This is a genomic window from Streptomyces sp. NPDC046859 (genome assembly GCF_040645135.1).
Taxonomy (GTDB): Bacteria; Actinomycetota; Actinomycetes; order Streptomycetales; family Streptomycetaceae; genus Streptomyces.
In genome coordinates this window covers 302,711-318,287 of the sequence record NZ_JBEYXR010000007.1, presented here as the reverse complement: position 1 = coordinate 318,287, position 15,577 = coordinate 302,711, and the positions used below count along the sequence as shown (strand labels likewise).

At 72.2% G+C, this 15,577-nt stretch carries 15 protein-coding genes; 11 read left to right on the top strand and 4 right to left on the bottom strand.

Features of this window, described 5'->3' with window-relative positions; genetic code table 11:
• Positions 1-122 precede the first annotated feature (122 nt).
• Together ABZ899_RS13770 and ABZ899_RS13765 are read left to right on the top strand one after the other, a co-directional pair.
• Positions 123-1,607, top strand: coding sequence for a gluconate:H+ symporter (locus tag ABZ899_RS13770; RefSeq protein WP_361345129.1), 1,485 nt, complete (start codon positions 123-125; stop codon positions 1,605-1,607).
• A 78-nt stretch (positions 1,608-1,685) separates the two neighbouring features.
• Positions 1,686-2,237 carry a hypothetical protein gene (locus ABZ899_RS13765; RefSeq protein ID WP_361345127.1) on the top strand — a complete coding sequence of 184 codons (552 nt, stop codon included), beginning with the start codon at positions 1,686-1,688 and terminating at the stop codon, positions 2,235-2,237.
• A gap of 3 nt (positions 2,238-2,240) precedes the next feature.
• Here the strand turns inward: ABZ899_RS13765 and ABZ899_RS13760 are convergent, their stop codons facing one another.
• Positions 2,241-3,590: a M14 family metallopeptidase gene (locus tag ABZ899_RS13760; RefSeq protein WP_361345125.1), complete on the bottom strand. Its 1,350-nt coding sequence runs from the start codon at positions 3,588-3,590 to the stop codon at positions 2,241-2,243.
• A 341-nt stretch (positions 3,591-3,931) separates the two neighbouring features.
• Here ABZ899_RS13760 and ABZ899_RS13755 point away from each other — a divergent pair, with 341 nt between their 5' ends.
• Together ABZ899_RS13755 and ABZ899_RS13750 are read left to right on the top strand one after the other, a co-directional pair.
• A complete protein-coding gene (locus ABZ899_RS13755) occupies positions 3,932-4,846 on the top strand; it encodes an MEDS domain-containing protein (RefSeq protein ID WP_361345124.1) in 915 nt (304 codons plus the stop codon).
• Positions 4,847-4,945: 99 nt separating this feature from the next.
• A complete protein-coding gene (locus ABZ899_RS13750; protein ID WP_361345122.1) occupies positions 4,946-6,265 on the top strand; it encodes an Nramp family divalent metal transporter in 1,320 nt (439 codons plus the stop codon).
• 7 nt (positions 6,266-6,272) lie between these two features.
• On the opposite strand, the gene ABZ899_RS13745 is transcribed toward ABZ899_RS13750, so the two are convergent.
• Complete coding sequence (locus ABZ899_RS13745; protein ID WP_361345121.1) at positions 6,273-7,502, bottom strand: hypothetical protein; 1,230 nt, start codon at positions 7,500-7,502, stop codon at positions 6,273-6,275.
• Positions 7,503-7,544: 42 nt separating this feature from the next.
• Positions 7,545-8,060, bottom strand: a complete 516-nt coding sequence (locus ABZ899_RS13740) for a SigE family RNA polymerase sigma factor (protein ID WP_361345119.1) — start codon at positions 8,058-8,060, stop codon at positions 7,545-7,547.
• A 124-nt stretch (positions 8,061-8,184) separates the two neighbouring features.
• Here ABZ899_RS13740 and ABZ899_RS13735 point away from each other — a divergent pair, with 124 nt between their 5' ends.
• Positions 8,185-8,628 (top strand): hypothetical protein, encoded by a 444-nt coding sequence (locus ABZ899_RS13735; RefSeq protein WP_361345117.1) that lies wholly within the window; start codon positions 8,185-8,187, stop codon positions 8,626-8,628.
• A 7-nt stretch (positions 8,629-8,635) separates the two neighbouring features.
• Here ABZ899_RS13735 and ABZ899_RS13730 read toward each other — a convergent pair whose 3' ends face one another.
• Positions 8,636-10,339, bottom strand: coding sequence for a glycoside hydrolase family 18 protein (locus tag ABZ899_RS13730; RefSeq protein ID WP_361345115.1), 1,704 nt, complete (start codon positions 10,337-10,339; stop codon positions 8,636-8,638).
• 279 nt (positions 10,340-10,618) lie between these two features.
• Here ABZ899_RS13730 and ABZ899_RS13725 point away from each other — a divergent pair, with 279 nt between their 5' ends.
• From ABZ899_RS13725 to ABZ899_RS13700, 6 genes are all read left to right on the top strand, one after another.
• The gene (locus tag ABZ899_RS13725) at positions 10,619-11,428 is read left to right on the top strand and encodes a hypothetical protein (RefSeq protein WP_361345245.1); all 810 of its coding nucleotides are present in this window, start codon (positions 10,619-10,621) and stop codon (positions 11,426-11,428) included.
• A gap of 74 nt (positions 11,429-11,502) precedes the next feature.
• On the top strand, positions 11,503-12,210 hold the full coding sequence (gene cpaB, locus ABZ899_RS13720) for a Flp pilus assembly protein CpaB (protein WP_361345113.1): 708 nt from the start codon (positions 11,503-11,505) through the stop codon (positions 12,208-12,210).
• 9 nt (positions 12,211-12,219) lie between these two features.
• The gene (locus ABZ899_RS13715; protein ID WP_361345111.1) at positions 12,220-13,500 is read left to right on the top strand and encodes a P-loop NTPase; all 1,281 of its coding nucleotides are present in this window, start codon (positions 12,220-12,222) and stop codon (positions 13,498-13,500) included.
• 47 nt (positions 13,501-13,547) lie between these two features.
• Positions 13,548-13,874, top strand: coding sequence for a pilus assembly protein (locus ABZ899_RS13710; protein ID WP_361345243.1), 327 nt, complete (start codon positions 13,548-13,550; stop codon positions 13,872-13,874).
• Position 13,875: 1 nt separating this feature from the next.
• Entirely contained in the window at positions 13,876-14,226 is a 351-nt protein-coding gene (locus ABZ899_RS13705; RefSeq protein ID WP_361345109.1) for a TadE/TadG family type IV pilus assembly protein, read from the top strand.
• Between the two features lie 12 nt (positions 14,227-14,238).
• The gene (locus tag ABZ899_RS13700; protein WP_361345108.1) at positions 14,239-15,576 is read left to right on the top strand and encodes a CpaF family protein; all 1,338 of its coding nucleotides are present in this window, start codon (positions 14,239-14,241) and stop codon (positions 15,574-15,576) included.
• Position 15,577: the final 1 nt, after the last annotated feature.

The window sequence follows — 15,577 nt, the reverse complement described above, 5'->3', positions numbered from 1 at the left end:
GCCCGGCTCGCACCCCCCCGCCGCACCCCCCCCGCACGGCACGGTGTCCGCCCACCCCCGCGACGCCGTGCCGCGATGCCCCCTGCCCGAAAGCCGGATGCACTCACCCCGAGGACCCCCGAATGCCCCCTTCGCTCCTTCCGCTCGCCGCGCAGGCCCCCGAGACACCCCCGCACACCGGCGGTCTGCTGCACCTCGTCGACGGCACGGCCGGACTGCTCACGGTCGCCGCCCTCGGCATCGCGCTGCTGCTCTACCTGATCATCAAGGTGCGGCTCCAGCCCTTCGTCGCGCTGCTCGCGGTCTCCATAGCCGTCGGCCTGATGGCCGGCCTGTCCGTCACCGAACTCTTCGGCACCGTCCAGCGGTCCGACGCGGTGTCGACCATCGAGTCCGGCATGGGCGGCATCCTCGGCCATGTCGCCATCATCATCGGCCTCGGCACCATGCTCGGCGCCATCCTCGAAGTCAGCGGCGGCGCCGAGGTGCTGGCCTCGCGTCTGCTGCGGCTCTTCGGGGAACGGCGGGCCCCGCTCGCGATGGGCGTGACGGGCCTGATCTTCGGCATCCCGGTCTTCTTCGACGTCGGCATCTTCGTCCTCGCGCCGCTCGTCTACGCCGCCGCCAAGCGCTCCGGCAAGTCGATCCTGCTGTACTGCCTGCCGCTCCTCGCGGGCCTGTCGATGACCCACGCCTTCCTGCCCCCGCACCCCGGCCCGGTGGCCGCGGCCGGTCTGCTCCACGTCGAGCTGGGCTGGGTCATCCTCATGGGCGTCGTCTGCGGCATCCCCGCGGTGCTGGCCGCGTGGGCGTACGCGGCCTGGATCGGGCGGCGCGTCTTCGTCGCCGTGCCGCAGGACATGGTCGAGGCGGCGGAGGAGGCCCGGCAGTCGGTCGTCGCCGAGCAGCGGGCGGCCGGCGTGGAGCCCCGGGAGGCCCCCGTGCCGCTCGGCACGGTCCTCGGGATCATCGGCACGCCGCTGGTGCTGATCCTCGCCGCGACGTTCTCCTCGATCGGCCTGGACCCGTCCACCACCCGCTCGGTGATCGAGTTCTTCGGGCACCCGTTCGTGGCCCTGACGATCGCCCTGCTCCTCGCGTACTACCTGCTGGGCATCCGGCGCGGCTGGTCCCGCAAGTCCCTGGAGACGGTGTCGACCTCGTCGCTGAAGCCGGTCGGCAACATCCTGCTGGTCGTCGGCGCGGGCGGTGTCTTCGGCGCCGTCCTCAAGGCCAGCGGCGTCGCCCAGGCGCTGTCGGACACCTTCAACGACGTGGGTCTGCCGGTCATCGTGCTGTCGTACCTGATCTCGCTGGTGCTGCGGGTCGCGCAGGGCTCCGCGACGGTCGCCATCGTCACCACGGCGGGCATCGTCGCGCCCCTGCTCTCCGAGGGCCACCACTCGCAGGCGTTCACCGCCCTGGTCATCATGGCCGTCTCGGCCGGGTCGATCTTCGCCTCGCACGTCAACGACGGCGGATTCTGGATCGTGGCCAAGTACTTCGGCATCACCGAGCGGGACACGCTGAAGTCGTGGACGGTGCTGGAGAGCGTCCTGTCGCTGGCCGGGTTCGCGGTGGCGGCGGTGCTCAGCCTGTTCGTGTAGTCCCGCACCTCGCGGGTTCGGTAACGATGCGGGGGCTGGTTGCGCGGAGCACAGGGTTGTCGACCATACTGCTCGGCTGTGGAGCAGCGCATAGGTTCAGGCAGCCAGCCCCTGGAAGGCGCCGGGTTCGACCCGGCCTTCGTCCCCGGGCTCACCCCGCCCGCGTCCGCCGCCCCCAAGGGCCCGCTGGAGAAGGACGACACGGCCGCGGCGGACGCCGGCGAGACGGTGCCCGAGGTGGTCGCCGCCGAGGAGAGCGACGAGAGCGCGGACGTCCCGGAGGACGCGGCCGCCGACGAGGTGCCCGTGGACGGCCCGGTCTTCGAGGCCGCCGACCGCCGGGCGCGGATCGTCGCCGACCACCGGGGAGTCCGGCTCCGCCTGGACGACCAGGAGTGCGAGTTCCGCTGGGACGAGGTCGCCGCCGTCGAGACGGAGTCCCCGCGCTTCGGGAAGCGGTTCACCGTCACGGTGCACACTCCTGACCGCCGTTGGTACCCGATCGAGATCGAGGCGACGGCCAGGAGCCGCTTCACGGAGTGGGACGAGCAGCTGGACGCCGTCCTCGACGCCTACTTCGAGGAGGGCGCGGCCGAGGAGACCGAGGCCGCCGCGGCCGAGAAGGAGTGACTCCTAGGAGCAGTACTGGGCTTCCTTCCCGATGGACCGGTACATGCAGTCCGCGTTCTCCAGCAGTTGGAGCACGGCGTCCCGGTTGCGGGAGGTCTCCCGCTCGATGACCTCGTCGGGCGGGTAGAAGCCCCCGCCGCCGGACCTCGGGTACATCTCGAAGGTGTACGAGAAGATCCGCTGGTCGCCCCAGAGCCAGTCGTCGATCGACCCGTCGGTGATGTAGAGGTCGCTGGCCTGCTCGGCCGTGTACCCGTTGCTGGCCGCCATCCTGCGGCCGACGGTGGCGAAGGCGTTGCGGTCGTCGGCCGTCATCCCGGTGGTGGTGTCGGAGTACGTGTAGCCGAACGGCCACAGCACCAGCTCGCTGTAGGTGTGGAAGTCGATGCCGGCCGTGATCTGCTGCTTGCCGCCGACGATCCGGCTGCGCACGAAGTCGGCGACGACCCTCACCTCGGGGGACGACTCGGCGGAGGTGCCCCGGTAGGTCTCGGAGGACGCGGAGCCGGAGGAGCCGCCGCAGCAGCCCCAGCGGTAGGCCCAGTTGCGGTTGAGGTCGGTGCCGACGGCCGAGGAACCGGAGTTGGGCTGCCGGTTCTTGCGCCACGACCGGTAGGAGCCGGTGGCGATGTCGTACTCGCCGCCGTCCGGGTTGAGGTCGGGCACGATCCAGATCTCCCGGCTGTTCACCAGGCCGGTGACCCGCGCGTCGCCGCCGTAGCCGGAGGTCAGTTCGCGCAGCAGGTAGAGGGCCATCTCGACGGTGAGGTGCTCACGGGCGTGCTGATGGTGCGTGAACAGCACCTCGGGCTCGGCCTCGTCGGTGCCGACGTTGTCGCTGATCTTGACGGCGACGATGTCACGGCCCTGGTAGGACGTGCCGATGACGCGGCGGCTCGCGATGGACGGGTGGGCCGCGACGATCGTGTTGATCTCGCTCGTCATCTCCGCGTAGTTGTGATAGCGCGAGTCGGCGGTGGGGAAGTCGTAGAGCCGCACGTCGTCCTCGCCGGCCGACCGGTCGGGGACCGCGCCGAGCGGGGTGACGTCGTAGCCGAGCGCCCTCAGCTTCCTGATCTGGCCGGCGCGGCCGGAGACGACGACGCCGTGGTCGTCGGCGGAGTCCACGCTCACGCCGGTGCGCTGGAGTGCCGTGCGGTCGGCGGCGGTCGCGTGCAGCCGGACCTCGTACTGACGGATGTCGTCGGCGGAGGGGGCGGCCTTCGCGGCGCTGTCGGCGGACGCGGAGACGGTTTCGGTGAGGGGTGCCGCGAGGGCGAGGGAGAGCAGGGCGGCGAGTGCGGCGGCCCGTCTGCCGCCACGCGCGCCCGGGCCGCGTGTGCGAAGTCGCATGAAGTCTCCTTGGAGGAGTGGGGGTGGGGTTCAGTGCGACGTACGACGTGGTGCGGGGTGCGGGGCTCATGGTCGGTGCATGGCATGAACAGTTCAAGAGTGGAGAACCGGCCGATGCCCGGAACAGGCCGAAAATGGCCGCGCAGTGTACGCGTGCGGCATGCGCCCGGCGCGTTCCCGGGCGAATTCCACCCGCCGGTGTGATCCCGGCGTGCGCGGCGGCGCGCGGCCCGGGAAGGGTGAGGGTCCGCGCAAGGGGGGAGCGGGTGGAGCGACGGCGGCGGGGACCGGCGCTCCCCCCGGCTCCCCCGGCCTCCCCAGGACGTCAGGAGAGCCCGCCGATGACCTCTCCGGCCGGACCCGGATCCAGCCCGTTCGACCACCGCATGGCCGTCTTCGGCTCCGACGACGAGTTCCTGGCCCAGGCGCTCCCCTTCGTCGCCGAGGGACTCGCCGCGCGGCACGAACCGCCGCCCGTGGTCATCGCGGCCCCCGGCAACCTGGACCTGCTGCGCGACGCCCTCGGCCCCGGGGCCGGCGACATCGGACTGCTCCCGCACACCGAGTGGTACACGGGCTCCGCCGCCAACGCGATCGCCCAGGGCGCCGGTTACCTCGCCGCGCACGCCGGCCCCGGCGGCCGGATCCACCTGCTGATGGAACCGGTGTGGGGCGGCCGGGCCGGCCGCTCGCCCCGGGAGAGCGCCGAGTGGATCCGCTACGAGGCCCTCGCCAACCTGCTGTTCGCGCCCCTCGCCACCACCGTGCTGTGCGCCTACGACACCCGGGTCGCCGGCGCCACCGTCGTCGCCGCCGCCCGCCGCACCCACCCGGACTGCGCGGTGTACGAGGACCCGCTGCGGATCGCCGCCGAACTGGACGCCGTACCGCTGCCGCCGCCGCCCGCCGGCGCCGAGTCCGTCCCCGGCCCGGCTCCCGCCGCCGGTGCCGTGCGCACCTGGGCCACCGGGCGGGGGCTGGCCCCGGCCGAGGCGGAGGTGTTCGCCACGGCCGTCGTCGAGGCGGCCGCCGCCCTCGGCCCCGTCGACCGCACGCTCCTGTGGACCGACGGCCCGGCCTGCGTCTGCGAACTGCGGCCCGTGCGCCGCGTCGACGACCCGCTGGCGGGTTTCGTGCCGCCGCGGGACTCGGCACCCGGGCAGGGCCGGGGCCTGTGGTTCGCCCGTCAGGTGTGCGCCTACGTGGACGTCCGCGACGAACCGGGCGGGACGAGCGTACGGCTCCAGTACGGCTGAGCGGCCCCGGGGCGCGCTCGTAGCGCCCGTGCGGACATCGGGTGCAGATCGCGGCACGCCCTCTTGTCGCCCCGGCGTCCATGCGCTTACTTGACCTGCATGGCGGACACCACGGGAAGCACAGAGGCATCACCGGTCGGCGCGGCGGACTCCCGGCCCCGCAAGTCCAGTTGGCGTTATATCGGCCCCGGCATCGTCGTCGCCGCGACCGGTGTCGGCGCCGGAGACCTGGTCGCCACGCTGATCGCGGGCAGCAACTTCGGCTACACCCTGCTGTGGGCCGCCGTCATCGGCTGCCTGGTCAAGATCTCCCTCGCCGAGGCCGCCGGACGCTGGCACCTGTCCACCGGCCGCACCCTCTTCGACGGCTGGGCGAGCCTCGGCCGCTGGACCACCTGGTTCTTCGCCGCGTACGTCGTGATCTGGGGCTTCGTCTACGGCGCGGCGGCGATGTCGTCGAGCGCCCTGCCCCTGCAGGCACTGTTCCCGGACGTGATGGACCTGGAGTGGTGGGCGATCGCCTGCGGCCTGACCGGCCTGGTGTTCGTCTGGTTCAACAAGTACGCGGTGTTCGAGAAGGTCATGACCGTCCTGGTGGGCGTCATGTTCGTCGTCACCGTGTACCTGGCGGTCCGCGTCACGCCGAACCTCGGGGACGCCTTCGCGGGCCTTCTGCCCGTCCTGCCCGACGAGAAGGACTCGATCCTCAACACCCTCGGCCTGATCGGCGGCGTCGGCGGCACCATCACGCTCGCCGCGTACGGCTACTGGGTCAACGCCAAGGGCTGGACGGACACCGGCTGGATGAAGGTGATGCGGCTCGACAACCGGGTCGCCTACCTCACGACGGGCATCTTCGTCGTCGCGATGCTCTTCGTCGGCGCGGAACTGCTGCACTCGGCGAACGTGGCCATCGCGAGCGGCGACAAGGGGCTGCTCCAGCTCGGCGACATCCTGGAGGACGAGTACGGCACGGCCACCGCCAAGTTCTTCCTGATCGGCTTCTTCGCCACCTCCTACACCTCACTGATCGGCGTCTGGCACGGCGTGAGCCTGATGTTCGCGGACTTCGTCGCCCGCTACCGGGGCGAGGCCGCGCAGAAGGGCGAGGAGGTCGCCTCCGGCGCCCGCGAACGCTCCTGGCCGTTCCGCGCGTACCTGCTGTGGCTGACCTTCCCGCCCATCGTCCTGCTGTTCCAGGGCCAGCCCTTCCGCCTGATCATCCTCTACGGCGTGCTGGGCGCGGCCTTCCTGCCGTTCCTCGCGGGCACCCTGCTCTGGCTGCTCAACTCCGGCCGCACACCCGCCCCCTGGCGCAACGGCGTGCTCAGCAACGTCATGCTGACGATCGCCGGACTGCTGTTCCTGGTCCTGTGCGTCAAGCAGATCTGGGACCAGCCGTGGGCCGACTTCTTCTAGACACCCCCTAGCGGTACCGGTCCCACCGCGCGCTCAGGGCGATCTTCCGCAGCTGTGCCTGGGTGAGGACCGGTGCCGTGCGGCTGGGGGCGTCGTGCTGGCTCGGCGCGTTGAGGGCGCTGACGACGACCCGGAAACCGTCGGTGCGCAGGGAGTCCACGGTCCACATCACGGCACCGGGCACGCCCTTGTCACCGCCGTTCTCGCGGAAGTCCACCAGCGTCCCGTCCGGAAGCGTCCCGGACCCCTCCCCGAAGAGGTCCCCGGCCACGTCGCCCATGTCCTGCTGGACGTCGACCTGCACATAGCCGCGGCCCTCGCCGTCGTCCAGGACGAGGAACGAGTAGTCCTCGCCCCGCTCCACGACCTTCGCCCCGCGGGGCAGCAGGGCCGCGAGCGTGTCCAGCACGGAGTCGACGGACGGCTCGGCGGGCGGGTCCGACGCCTCCAGCGGGTCCTCGGGGAGCGAGTCGACGTAGCCGCGCCACACCGGCGCCGTCACCAGCTTCCTCAACCGGGCCGTGGACAGCGGGGGCTCGGCCCGGGTCACCGGCGAGTCCTTCTCGGCCGCGGCGTTGAGCTCCTTGACGAAGACGTGCTGGCCGGCCGGGGTGACCAGGTCGGCCGACCAGAGCTTGGTCTTCGCGCGCCGGTCGCCGTACACGTACCCCTGGAACAGCCTCAGCAGCGAGCCGTCGGACAGCTTGGTGGAGACGCACGCGTCGTGCCGCACCAGCGCCCGGTCGGGGCAGTCGACCGTCTGGCGGGCGTGCTGACCGCCGAACCCGATGCGGTCCAGGCCGACGACGACCGCCGCGGCCCCCTTGCCGTCGTCGAACACGAGACGTGCGTACGGCGCCGGTGAGCGGTCCGCGCCGCCCTGGGCCTCCTGCCCGCTCACCTTGCCGTCGGGCAGCATTTCCTTCAGCGACCTGATCAGCTCGTGCCCGGTGACGGGCGCCACCAGCGCCTGCGTGGAGGGCCGTCCGGACGTAGTGGGCCGGGGGGCGGAGCCGTCGTCCCAGGGCGTGGTGAGCAGTGTCCCGCCGACCCCGGCCAGCGCGACCCCGGCGACCCCGCCGAGGACCGCCGTGCGCCGGCGCAGCCGCTGCCGGCGACCTCGGGCGAGTCCCCCGTCGACGAGTGCCGTGCGGTCGGCCGTGAAGTGGTCACCGGCGTCGCGCAGGGCGTGCCCGAGCCGTGTCTCGAAGGGTTCCTGGTCGTGTTCCACGGGCATGGCGGATCCACCGTTCTCAGAAGGAGGGGTCGGGCATCGGGGTCAGGACGTGGCGTACTCGCCGAGTTCCTCGCCGAGCAGCTCGCGCAGCCGGCCCAGCGCCCGGGTGCACCGGGTGCGCACGGCGGCCGAGCTGGCGTTCATGACGTCGGCGGTCTCCTCGACGGAGCGGTCCTCCCAGTAGCGCAGCACGACGACCGCACGGTCCTTGGCGGGCAGCCGGGCCAGCGCCTGGAGCAGGGTCAGCCGCAGCGGCAGGTCGCCGTGGCCGCCGTCGGCGGCGGCCCGGTCGGGGATCGTGTCCGTGGCCCGCTCGGTGCTGCTGCGCCGCCGCTGGTGGGCGAGGAAGACGCGGGTGAGGACGGTCTGCGCGTAGCCGGCCGGGTTGTCCACCCGGGAGATCCGGCCCCAGCGGACGTAGATGCGGCCGAGCGCCTCCTGGACGAGGTCCTCGGCGAGGTGGGTGTCCCCGGCCGTCAGCAGACAGGCGGAGCGGTACAGATGCCCGGCCCTGGCCGCCGCGAACTGCGCGTACTCGTCCGCGCGCGGCTGTCTCATACGTCCCCCTGCGGCTGTGCGGTCAGGCCCTCACCTCACTGATGCGGTGGAGCGGGGAGAATGTTTCACCGCAGCACCCGGAAGTCAGCCGGGTATCCCGCGAGGACGAGGAGCAGGACCCCCGATGAGCGAGCAGCCACCCGCACCCGGCCCGGGCTTCGGCCCGCCCCCGCCGCAGTACGCGCCGCACCAGGCGCCCGCGCCGCCCTCCTACGCCCCCGCGCCGCCCTCCTACGCTCCCGCGCAGCCGGGATACGGCCCGGTGCCGCCGCAGCCGGCGGCGCCGGCCGGTCCGGAGTTCCTGGCCGTCGACAAGCGCAACGCGGTCGTGGTCGACGCCTCCGGTGTGGTCTTCGAGATGTACGGCCTGTCGGTCGAGTTCCGCTGGCCGGAGATCCGCAGCGTCCACTACCAGGCGAGCCCGAACGGCAAGGCGCTGATGGTCGGCGTGATCCACCAGGACGGCCGGTTCTACGAGTGCGTGGTGGAGGCCAAGCCCCGGGCCAGACTGCAGGAGTGGTTCCCGCAGCTGGCCTGGGTGCTCGGCCACTACCGTCCGGCGGGGTGAGAGGTCCCTACGGCAGGGCGTGGACGTGCGGTCCCACCGCGTTGGACCAGGCGTTGCCCGCGGTCGCGTCCCAGTTGGTCGACCAGGTCATCGCGCCCCGCAGGTCCGGGTACGTCCGCGACGGCTTGAACGCGCCGCAGTTGGTGCCCTTGGCGAGGCAGTCCAGCGCGTTGTTGACGACCGCCGGCGACACGTACCCGCTGCCCGCGCCCCGGGTGGAGGCCGGCAGGCCGAGGCCCACCTGGGAGGGGGCGAGGCCGCCCTCCATCTGGATGCAGGCGAGGGCGGTCAGGAAGTCCACCGAGCCCTGGCTGTAGACCTTGCCGTCGCAGCCCAGCATCGAACCGCTGTTGTAGTACTGCATGTTGACGACGGTCAGGATGTCCTTGATGTTCAGCGCCGTCTGGAAGTAGGCGTTCGACGTCGACTGCATGTCGATGGTCTGCGGCGCCATCGTGATGATCAGCGACGAGCCCGCCTTCGCCGACAGGGACCGCAGGGCCTGCGTCATGTAGGTGGCGTTGAGGCCGTTCTCCAGGTCGATGTCGACGCCGTCGAAGCCGTACTCCTGCATCAGCGCGTACACCGAGTTCGCGAAGTTCGCCGCCGAGGCGGAGTCGTTCACGGCCACTGTGCCGCGCTCGCCGCCGACCGAGACGATGACCTTCTTCCCGGCGGCCTGCTTGGCCCGGACGTCGGCCTTGAACTGGTCGACGGTGTAGCCGCCCAGCCCGGCCGAGTCCAGGTTGAAGGTGACCGCGCCCGGCGTCCCCGTCGCGTCGGCGAAGGCGACGGCGATGATGTCGTACTGGGACTGCACGTCGGCCAGCTTCTGCACGGCCGCGCCGTTGTCGAAGTTCTGCCAGTAGCCGGTCACCGCGTGCTTGGGCAGGGCGGGGCCCGTCGGGGTCGCCGTGGTCGTCCCCGTCACGGTCGCCGACTTCGCCGACTCACCGGCCGAGTTCGTGGCGGTGACCTGGAAGGAGTACGACGTGGAGGCCGCGAGGCCGGTGACCGTCGCCGAGGTGCCGCCGACCGCCGTCACCTTGGTGCCGTTGCGGTAGACGTTGTAGCCGGTGGCGCCGGACACCGTGTTCCAGGCCAGTGAGATGGAGGAGGAGTTGCGGCCCGAGACGCTGAGCCCGCCCGGGACGCCGGGGACCGTCGGAGCGGGGTCGGTGCCCCCGCCGCCGTCCGGCCCGTACACGGAGATGTCGTCGGCGAAGTACGCCGCCTGGCCGTACCAGCCGTGGGTGTACACCGTCACTGAGCTGGTGGATCCGCCGGTGGTGAACGTCGTCGACAGCTGCTTCCAGGACGCCGAGTCCGGGGTCCAGGTCGACACGTCGGTGGTGCCGGTGCCCGTGACGCCCAGGTAGGTGTAGCCGCCCTGGACCCACGCGCTCAGCGTGTAGGTGGAGTTGGGCTTCACGGCCACGGTCTGCGAGCACCGGGCGTTGTCCTGCCCGGCCGGTGTCGCCTTCAGCGCGGTCGCGCCGCCGTGCACCGGAGAGGGGACCGTCGTGCCGCTGTTCGCGGTACAGGTCCAGTTGCTCAGGCCGGACTCGAAGCCGGCGTTCTTCGCGTTGTTGACGTCCGCCGCGGACGCCTGACCGGCGCCCAGGAAGGTCAGGGAGAGGGCGGAGGCGGCGACCGCGGCCCAGAGGCGCGCCGGCCGTCCGGGGAGGCGCCGGGATCTGTTTATGAACATGCCAAAACACGTTGGTCCAGACCAATCCAACTGTCAAGAGGTTCCGGTCGTGGAGAGTTTGTGCGCGCGACCTGCCCCGTTTTGGCGGGAGTTGGGGGTGGACAGTTATCTCCCGGCTGCGGAAACGCTGTTCTCCGGTCATCGAGCCGTGGATACAGTGCAAGGACAGTCACGCAACGAAGTCGTCCCGGTGCACCGGAGTGACACGGGAGCGCCGGGGCCAGGCGGGGAGACGGGGAGCGACGCGTGCCAACTGCCATTGCCGTGACCAGTGCCGACATGGCACTGCCGGCGCAGGACGAGCGGACCGTGCCCGCCGTGGTGCTCCCGGACCTCGAACGGGAGCCGCTGGAGCGGTCGCTGGCGCACCTGCAGACCCTGACCGACCAGCACGGCCATGTGATCGTGGTCTGCTCCCAGGCCGCCTCCCGGCGCGCCCGGCAGCGGCTGCACACCGTACGGTCCCTGCTGGAGAGCGACCGCATCGCCGTCTTCGAACCCGCGCTGCCCCCGCTCGCGCTCGCCGTCCTCGCCCGCCAGCTGCGGCAGCTCGCCTCCTGCGACCTCAGCCCGGGCATCCTCGCCTCGGCCGGCCGGCTGCTCACCCACTACCTGCACGCGGGCGCGCTCCTCGGCTCCGTCGCCAAGCTCGACCGCGTCCCCGTCGACCTCGGCTCGCACGCCCGGTCCTGGATGCCCGGCAGCCAGTTCGGCGTCCTCGCCCACCCGTCCCCCCGGCTGGTCCGCGCCGCCCCCGGAGTCACCCTGCCCGGACCCGAGTTCGGCACCGCGATGCTGGTCGCCCAGGGCCAGCTCCAGTCCGACTGGGTCGCCGGCACCCTGGCCCCGTCGTGGCGCGCCCAGGGCCTGCGCGAGGTGGTGCTGCCCGCCGAGTCGGCCCCCTGGTGGGGGACGGCCAAACTGATCGAGTTCTGCGCCTTCCTGCCCGACCTGTCGGTGCTCTACCAACTCGTCAGCTCGGTACGGCAGAGCTCCTGCCACTGGTGCGGCATCGACGTCATCGGCGACCGCTGCGTCTTCTGCTCCGCCACCCCGCCCGCCCACGAGCAGCCCGCCCGCGCAGGCTGACCGGACCAGGACCGGCCCCCGGCCGGACCCACCGACCGCCCCCGACCGATTCCCCCAATGAGGTTGCACGGTTCATGAACTCCCGTCAGCGCCGCGGCGTGATACTCCTGCTCCTGTCGGTCCTGTGCGCCCTCGGCGCCTTCGCCGGCGTGCTCTCCGTCATCAGCGACGTGAAGTCCCAGGTCGGCCCGGAGGTCACCGCCTACCGGCTCACCCGGGACGTACCCCCGTACACCCCGCTCGGCGCGGCCCAGTTCGAGAAGATCGAGATGCCCGAGCGGTGGCTGAGCCCGAACGCCGTCACCGACCTGCGCGACATCCGCGGCAAGATCGCCGTCACCACGCTCAAGGAGGGCTCCCTCCTCCAGAGCGACATGATCGTCGACCAGCCCGCCCTGAAGTCGGACGAGCAGGAACTCGCCATCATGATCGACGCGGCGACCGGCGTCGCCGGGAAGATCACCCCCGGCTCCACGGTCAACGTCTACGCCACCTTCAAGGGCGAGCGCGACGGCGCCGCCGACCAGTCCAAGCTCATCGTGGCCAACGCCCGTGTCATCGACGTCGGCGACCTGACCTCCCTGGAGCCCGACCGCGACGACCGGGACCGCAGCACCGTCGAGGCCGTCCCCATCACCTTCGCGCTCAGGACCGTCGACGCCCAGCGCATCACCTACGCCGAGTCGTTCGCCGACGAGGTGCGGCTCGCGCTGGTGGCGCCCGGTGCCGCCCCCGACGTCGCCCCGTCGGACCGCACCTACGAACTCGCCAAGGACAAGTGAGAGGCCCCCATGCCCACGAGGATCCTCCCGGCCGTCGGCGACGCGGACGCGGTCCGTTCCCTCACCAGCCTGCTGAGCCAGCTCCCCGACGCCGAGCCGGTCACCCCCGTCACCGACTCCACCCAGCTCGTCGACACCCTCGCCCGCCTCGCCGCCGAGTCCGTCGACGAACTGCCCGAGGTCGTCGTCGTCCACGAACGCGTCGGCCCCGTACCGGCCCTGGAGCTGATCCGCGAGGTCGCCCTGCGCTTCCCGGCCGTCGGCGTCATCCTCGTCACCTCCGACGCGAGCCCCGGCCTCTTCCAGGCCGCCATGGACCACGGCGCCCGCGGCCTGGTCGCGCTGCCCCTGCACTACGAGGAACTCGCCAGCCGCGTCAACGCCGTGGCCCAGTGGTCGGTGGGCGTACGACGGCACCTGGGCGCCGGACCCGACGTGTTCGGCGGAGCCGGCGGCACCGTCGTCACGGTCAGCGGCGCCAAGGGCGGCGTCGGCACGACCCTGACCGCCATCCAGCTCGCCCTCGCCGCGCAGGCGTCCGGCCGGAGCACCGCCCTGCTCGACATGGACCTCCAGACCGGCGACATCGCCTCCTACCTGGACATCCAGTTCCGCCGCTCGGTCGCCGACCTCGCCGCCATCACCGACATCTCGCCGCGCGTCCTCGCCGACGCGGTGTTCCGGCACGACACCGGGGTCGCCCTGCTCCTCGCCCCCGGCGACGGGGAGCGCGGCGAGGAGGTCACCGACGCGGCCGCCCGGCACATCGTCGGCGCGCTGCGCTCCCGCTACGAGGTGGTCGTCGTCGACTGCGGCGCCCAGCTCAGCGGCGCGAGCGCGGCCGCCGTGGAGATGGCCGACGCCGCGCTCCTCGTCACCACCCCCGACGTGGTCGCGGTGCGCGGCGCCAAGCGCACCGTCCGGATGTGGGACCGCCTGCAGATCCGCAAGGCGGAGGAGACCACGATCGTCGTCAACCGCCACACCCGGTCCACGGAGATCCAGCCCGCCCTGATCCAGCGCATCACCGGCACCGCGGTCGCGGCCACCGCCGTCCCGGCCAACTACAAGGAGCTGCAGGGCGCCGTCGACGCCGGCCGGGTGCACGAACTGGACGCCAAGTCGACCGTGAAGCAGGCCCTGTGGGCCCTCGCGGGCGAACTGGGCCTGGTCGCGGGCACCGGGAGCGCCGCCCCGCGGCGCGGCGGACGGGCCCGGGGCGCTGAGCGGGCCCGGGGCGGGGAGCGCCCCGCGGTGACGTTCCGGCGGCGCAAGGAGATAGGGCGGTGAGGCGGCGGCGGGGGGACCGGGGGCAGGTCGCGATCGAGTTCCTCGGGATGACACCGCTGATCCTGCTGACGCTGGTGCTGCTGTGGCAGTGCGTCCTGGTGGGATACACGTACACGCTCGCGGGGCACGCCGCCGACGAGGCGGTGCGGGCGGCGACGGCCGCGCACCGGGGGGCCCGGGACGCCGCGTGCGAGGAGGCCGGCTTCGCGGACCTGCCGGGCGCGTGGGCCGGCGAGGTGCGGTGCGGCACCGGCGGAGGGATGGTGACGGCCGACGTGCGGCTCGAGGTGCCGGTCCTCTTCCCCGGGTCCATCGGCTTCCCGTTCACGGTCGACGGCCACGCCGGGGCCGTCGAGGAGGAGGGGAGGGACTGAGATGGCGTACGGCGGGAAGCACCGCGACCGCGGGCAGGTCGCCCTGGAGTACCTCGGGTTCCTCCCCCTGCTGATCCTCGTCGCCCTGGCCGGCATCCAGCTCGGCCTCATCGCCTACGCCGCCCAGCAGGCCGGCACCGCGGCACGGGCCGGGGCACGCGCGGCCTCCCTGGACGAGAGCGCGCAGGCGGCCTGCTCCGCCGCGGTCAGCGAATGGGTGGAGGTCAGCTGCCCGCCCGTCGTGGGCGGCGACGAGGTCTCCGTCACCGCGACGGTCGAGATCCCGTCGATCGTCCCCGGCTGGGAGTTCGACCCCGCCGAGAAGACCGCGATCATGCCGCTCGACCACTGAACGAGGAACCCCATGAGCCTGAGGTCACGCATCACCACCCCCGAGGAGAAGGGCGGCCGGGGCGAGGACGCCCACCTCGTCGCCACCTACCGCGCCAAGCTCCTCGAGGAAATCGACCTCGCGGAGATGAGCTCCCTGGCCGCGGCCGAGCGCCGGGCCCGCCTGGAGCGGGTGCTCGGCCACATCATCAGCCGCGAGGGCCCGGTGCTGTCCACGTCCGAGCGCGCCCAGCTCATCCGCCGGGTCGTCGACGAGGCGCTCGGCCTCGGCATCCTCGAACCGCTCCTGGAGGACCCGTCGATCACCGAGATCATGGTGAACGGACCCGACGCGATCTTCGTCGAACGCGCGGGCCGCGTCGAGCAGCTGCCGCTGCGCTTCGCCTCCCACGACCAGCTGATGCAGACCATCGAGCGGATCGTCTCCACCGTGAACCGCCGGGTCGACGAGTCCAACCCGATGGTGGACGCCCGGCTGCCGTCCGGCGAACGCGTCAACGTCATCATCCCGCCGCTGTCCCTGAGCGGCGCCACCCTCACCATCCGCCGCTTCCCGCGCTCCTTCACCCTGCACGAGATGACCGGCCTCGGCTCCCTCGACGAACCCATGGTGTTCCTGCTGGCCGGGCTCGTGCAGGCCAAGTTCAACGTCATCGTCTCCGGTGCCACCGGCACCGGGAAGACGACCCTGCTGAACGCCCTGTCCGGCCTGATCCCGTCCTCCGAGCGCATCATCACCATCGAGGACTCCGCCGAACTCCAGCTCCAGCAGGCGCATGTGATCCGCCTGGAGTCCCGCCCGCCGAACGTCGAGGGCAAGGGGCAGGTCACCATCCGCGACCTGGTCCGCAACTCCCTGCGGATGCGCCCCGACCGGATCGTCGTCGGCGAGGTGCGCGGCGGCGAGTCCCTCGACATGCTCCAGGCCATGTCGACCGGCCACGACGGCTCGCTGGCCACCGTCCACGCCAACAGCGCCGAGGACGCCCTGATGCGGCTGAAGACCCTCGCGTCCATGTCCGAGGTCGCCGTCCCCTTCGAGGCGCTGCACGACCAGATCAACAGCGCCGTCGACGTGATCATCCAGTTGACCCGGTTCCCGGACGGCGCCCGCCGCATCACCGAGATCGCGGTCCTGGACAGCCACGGGGCGGAGCCGTACCGGCTGGTGACGGTGGCCCGGTTCAACGCCCAGCCCATGACGCCGGACGGCCGCGTCCACGGCGCCTTCGCCTGCTACCCGCTCCCGCGCCGCACCGCCGACCGCCTCTACATGGCGAACCAGCCGATCCCGCAGGCGTTCGGCGTCGCCGCGTCCCCGCTCGAGCTCGCCACCCGAGAGGCCAGGTAGG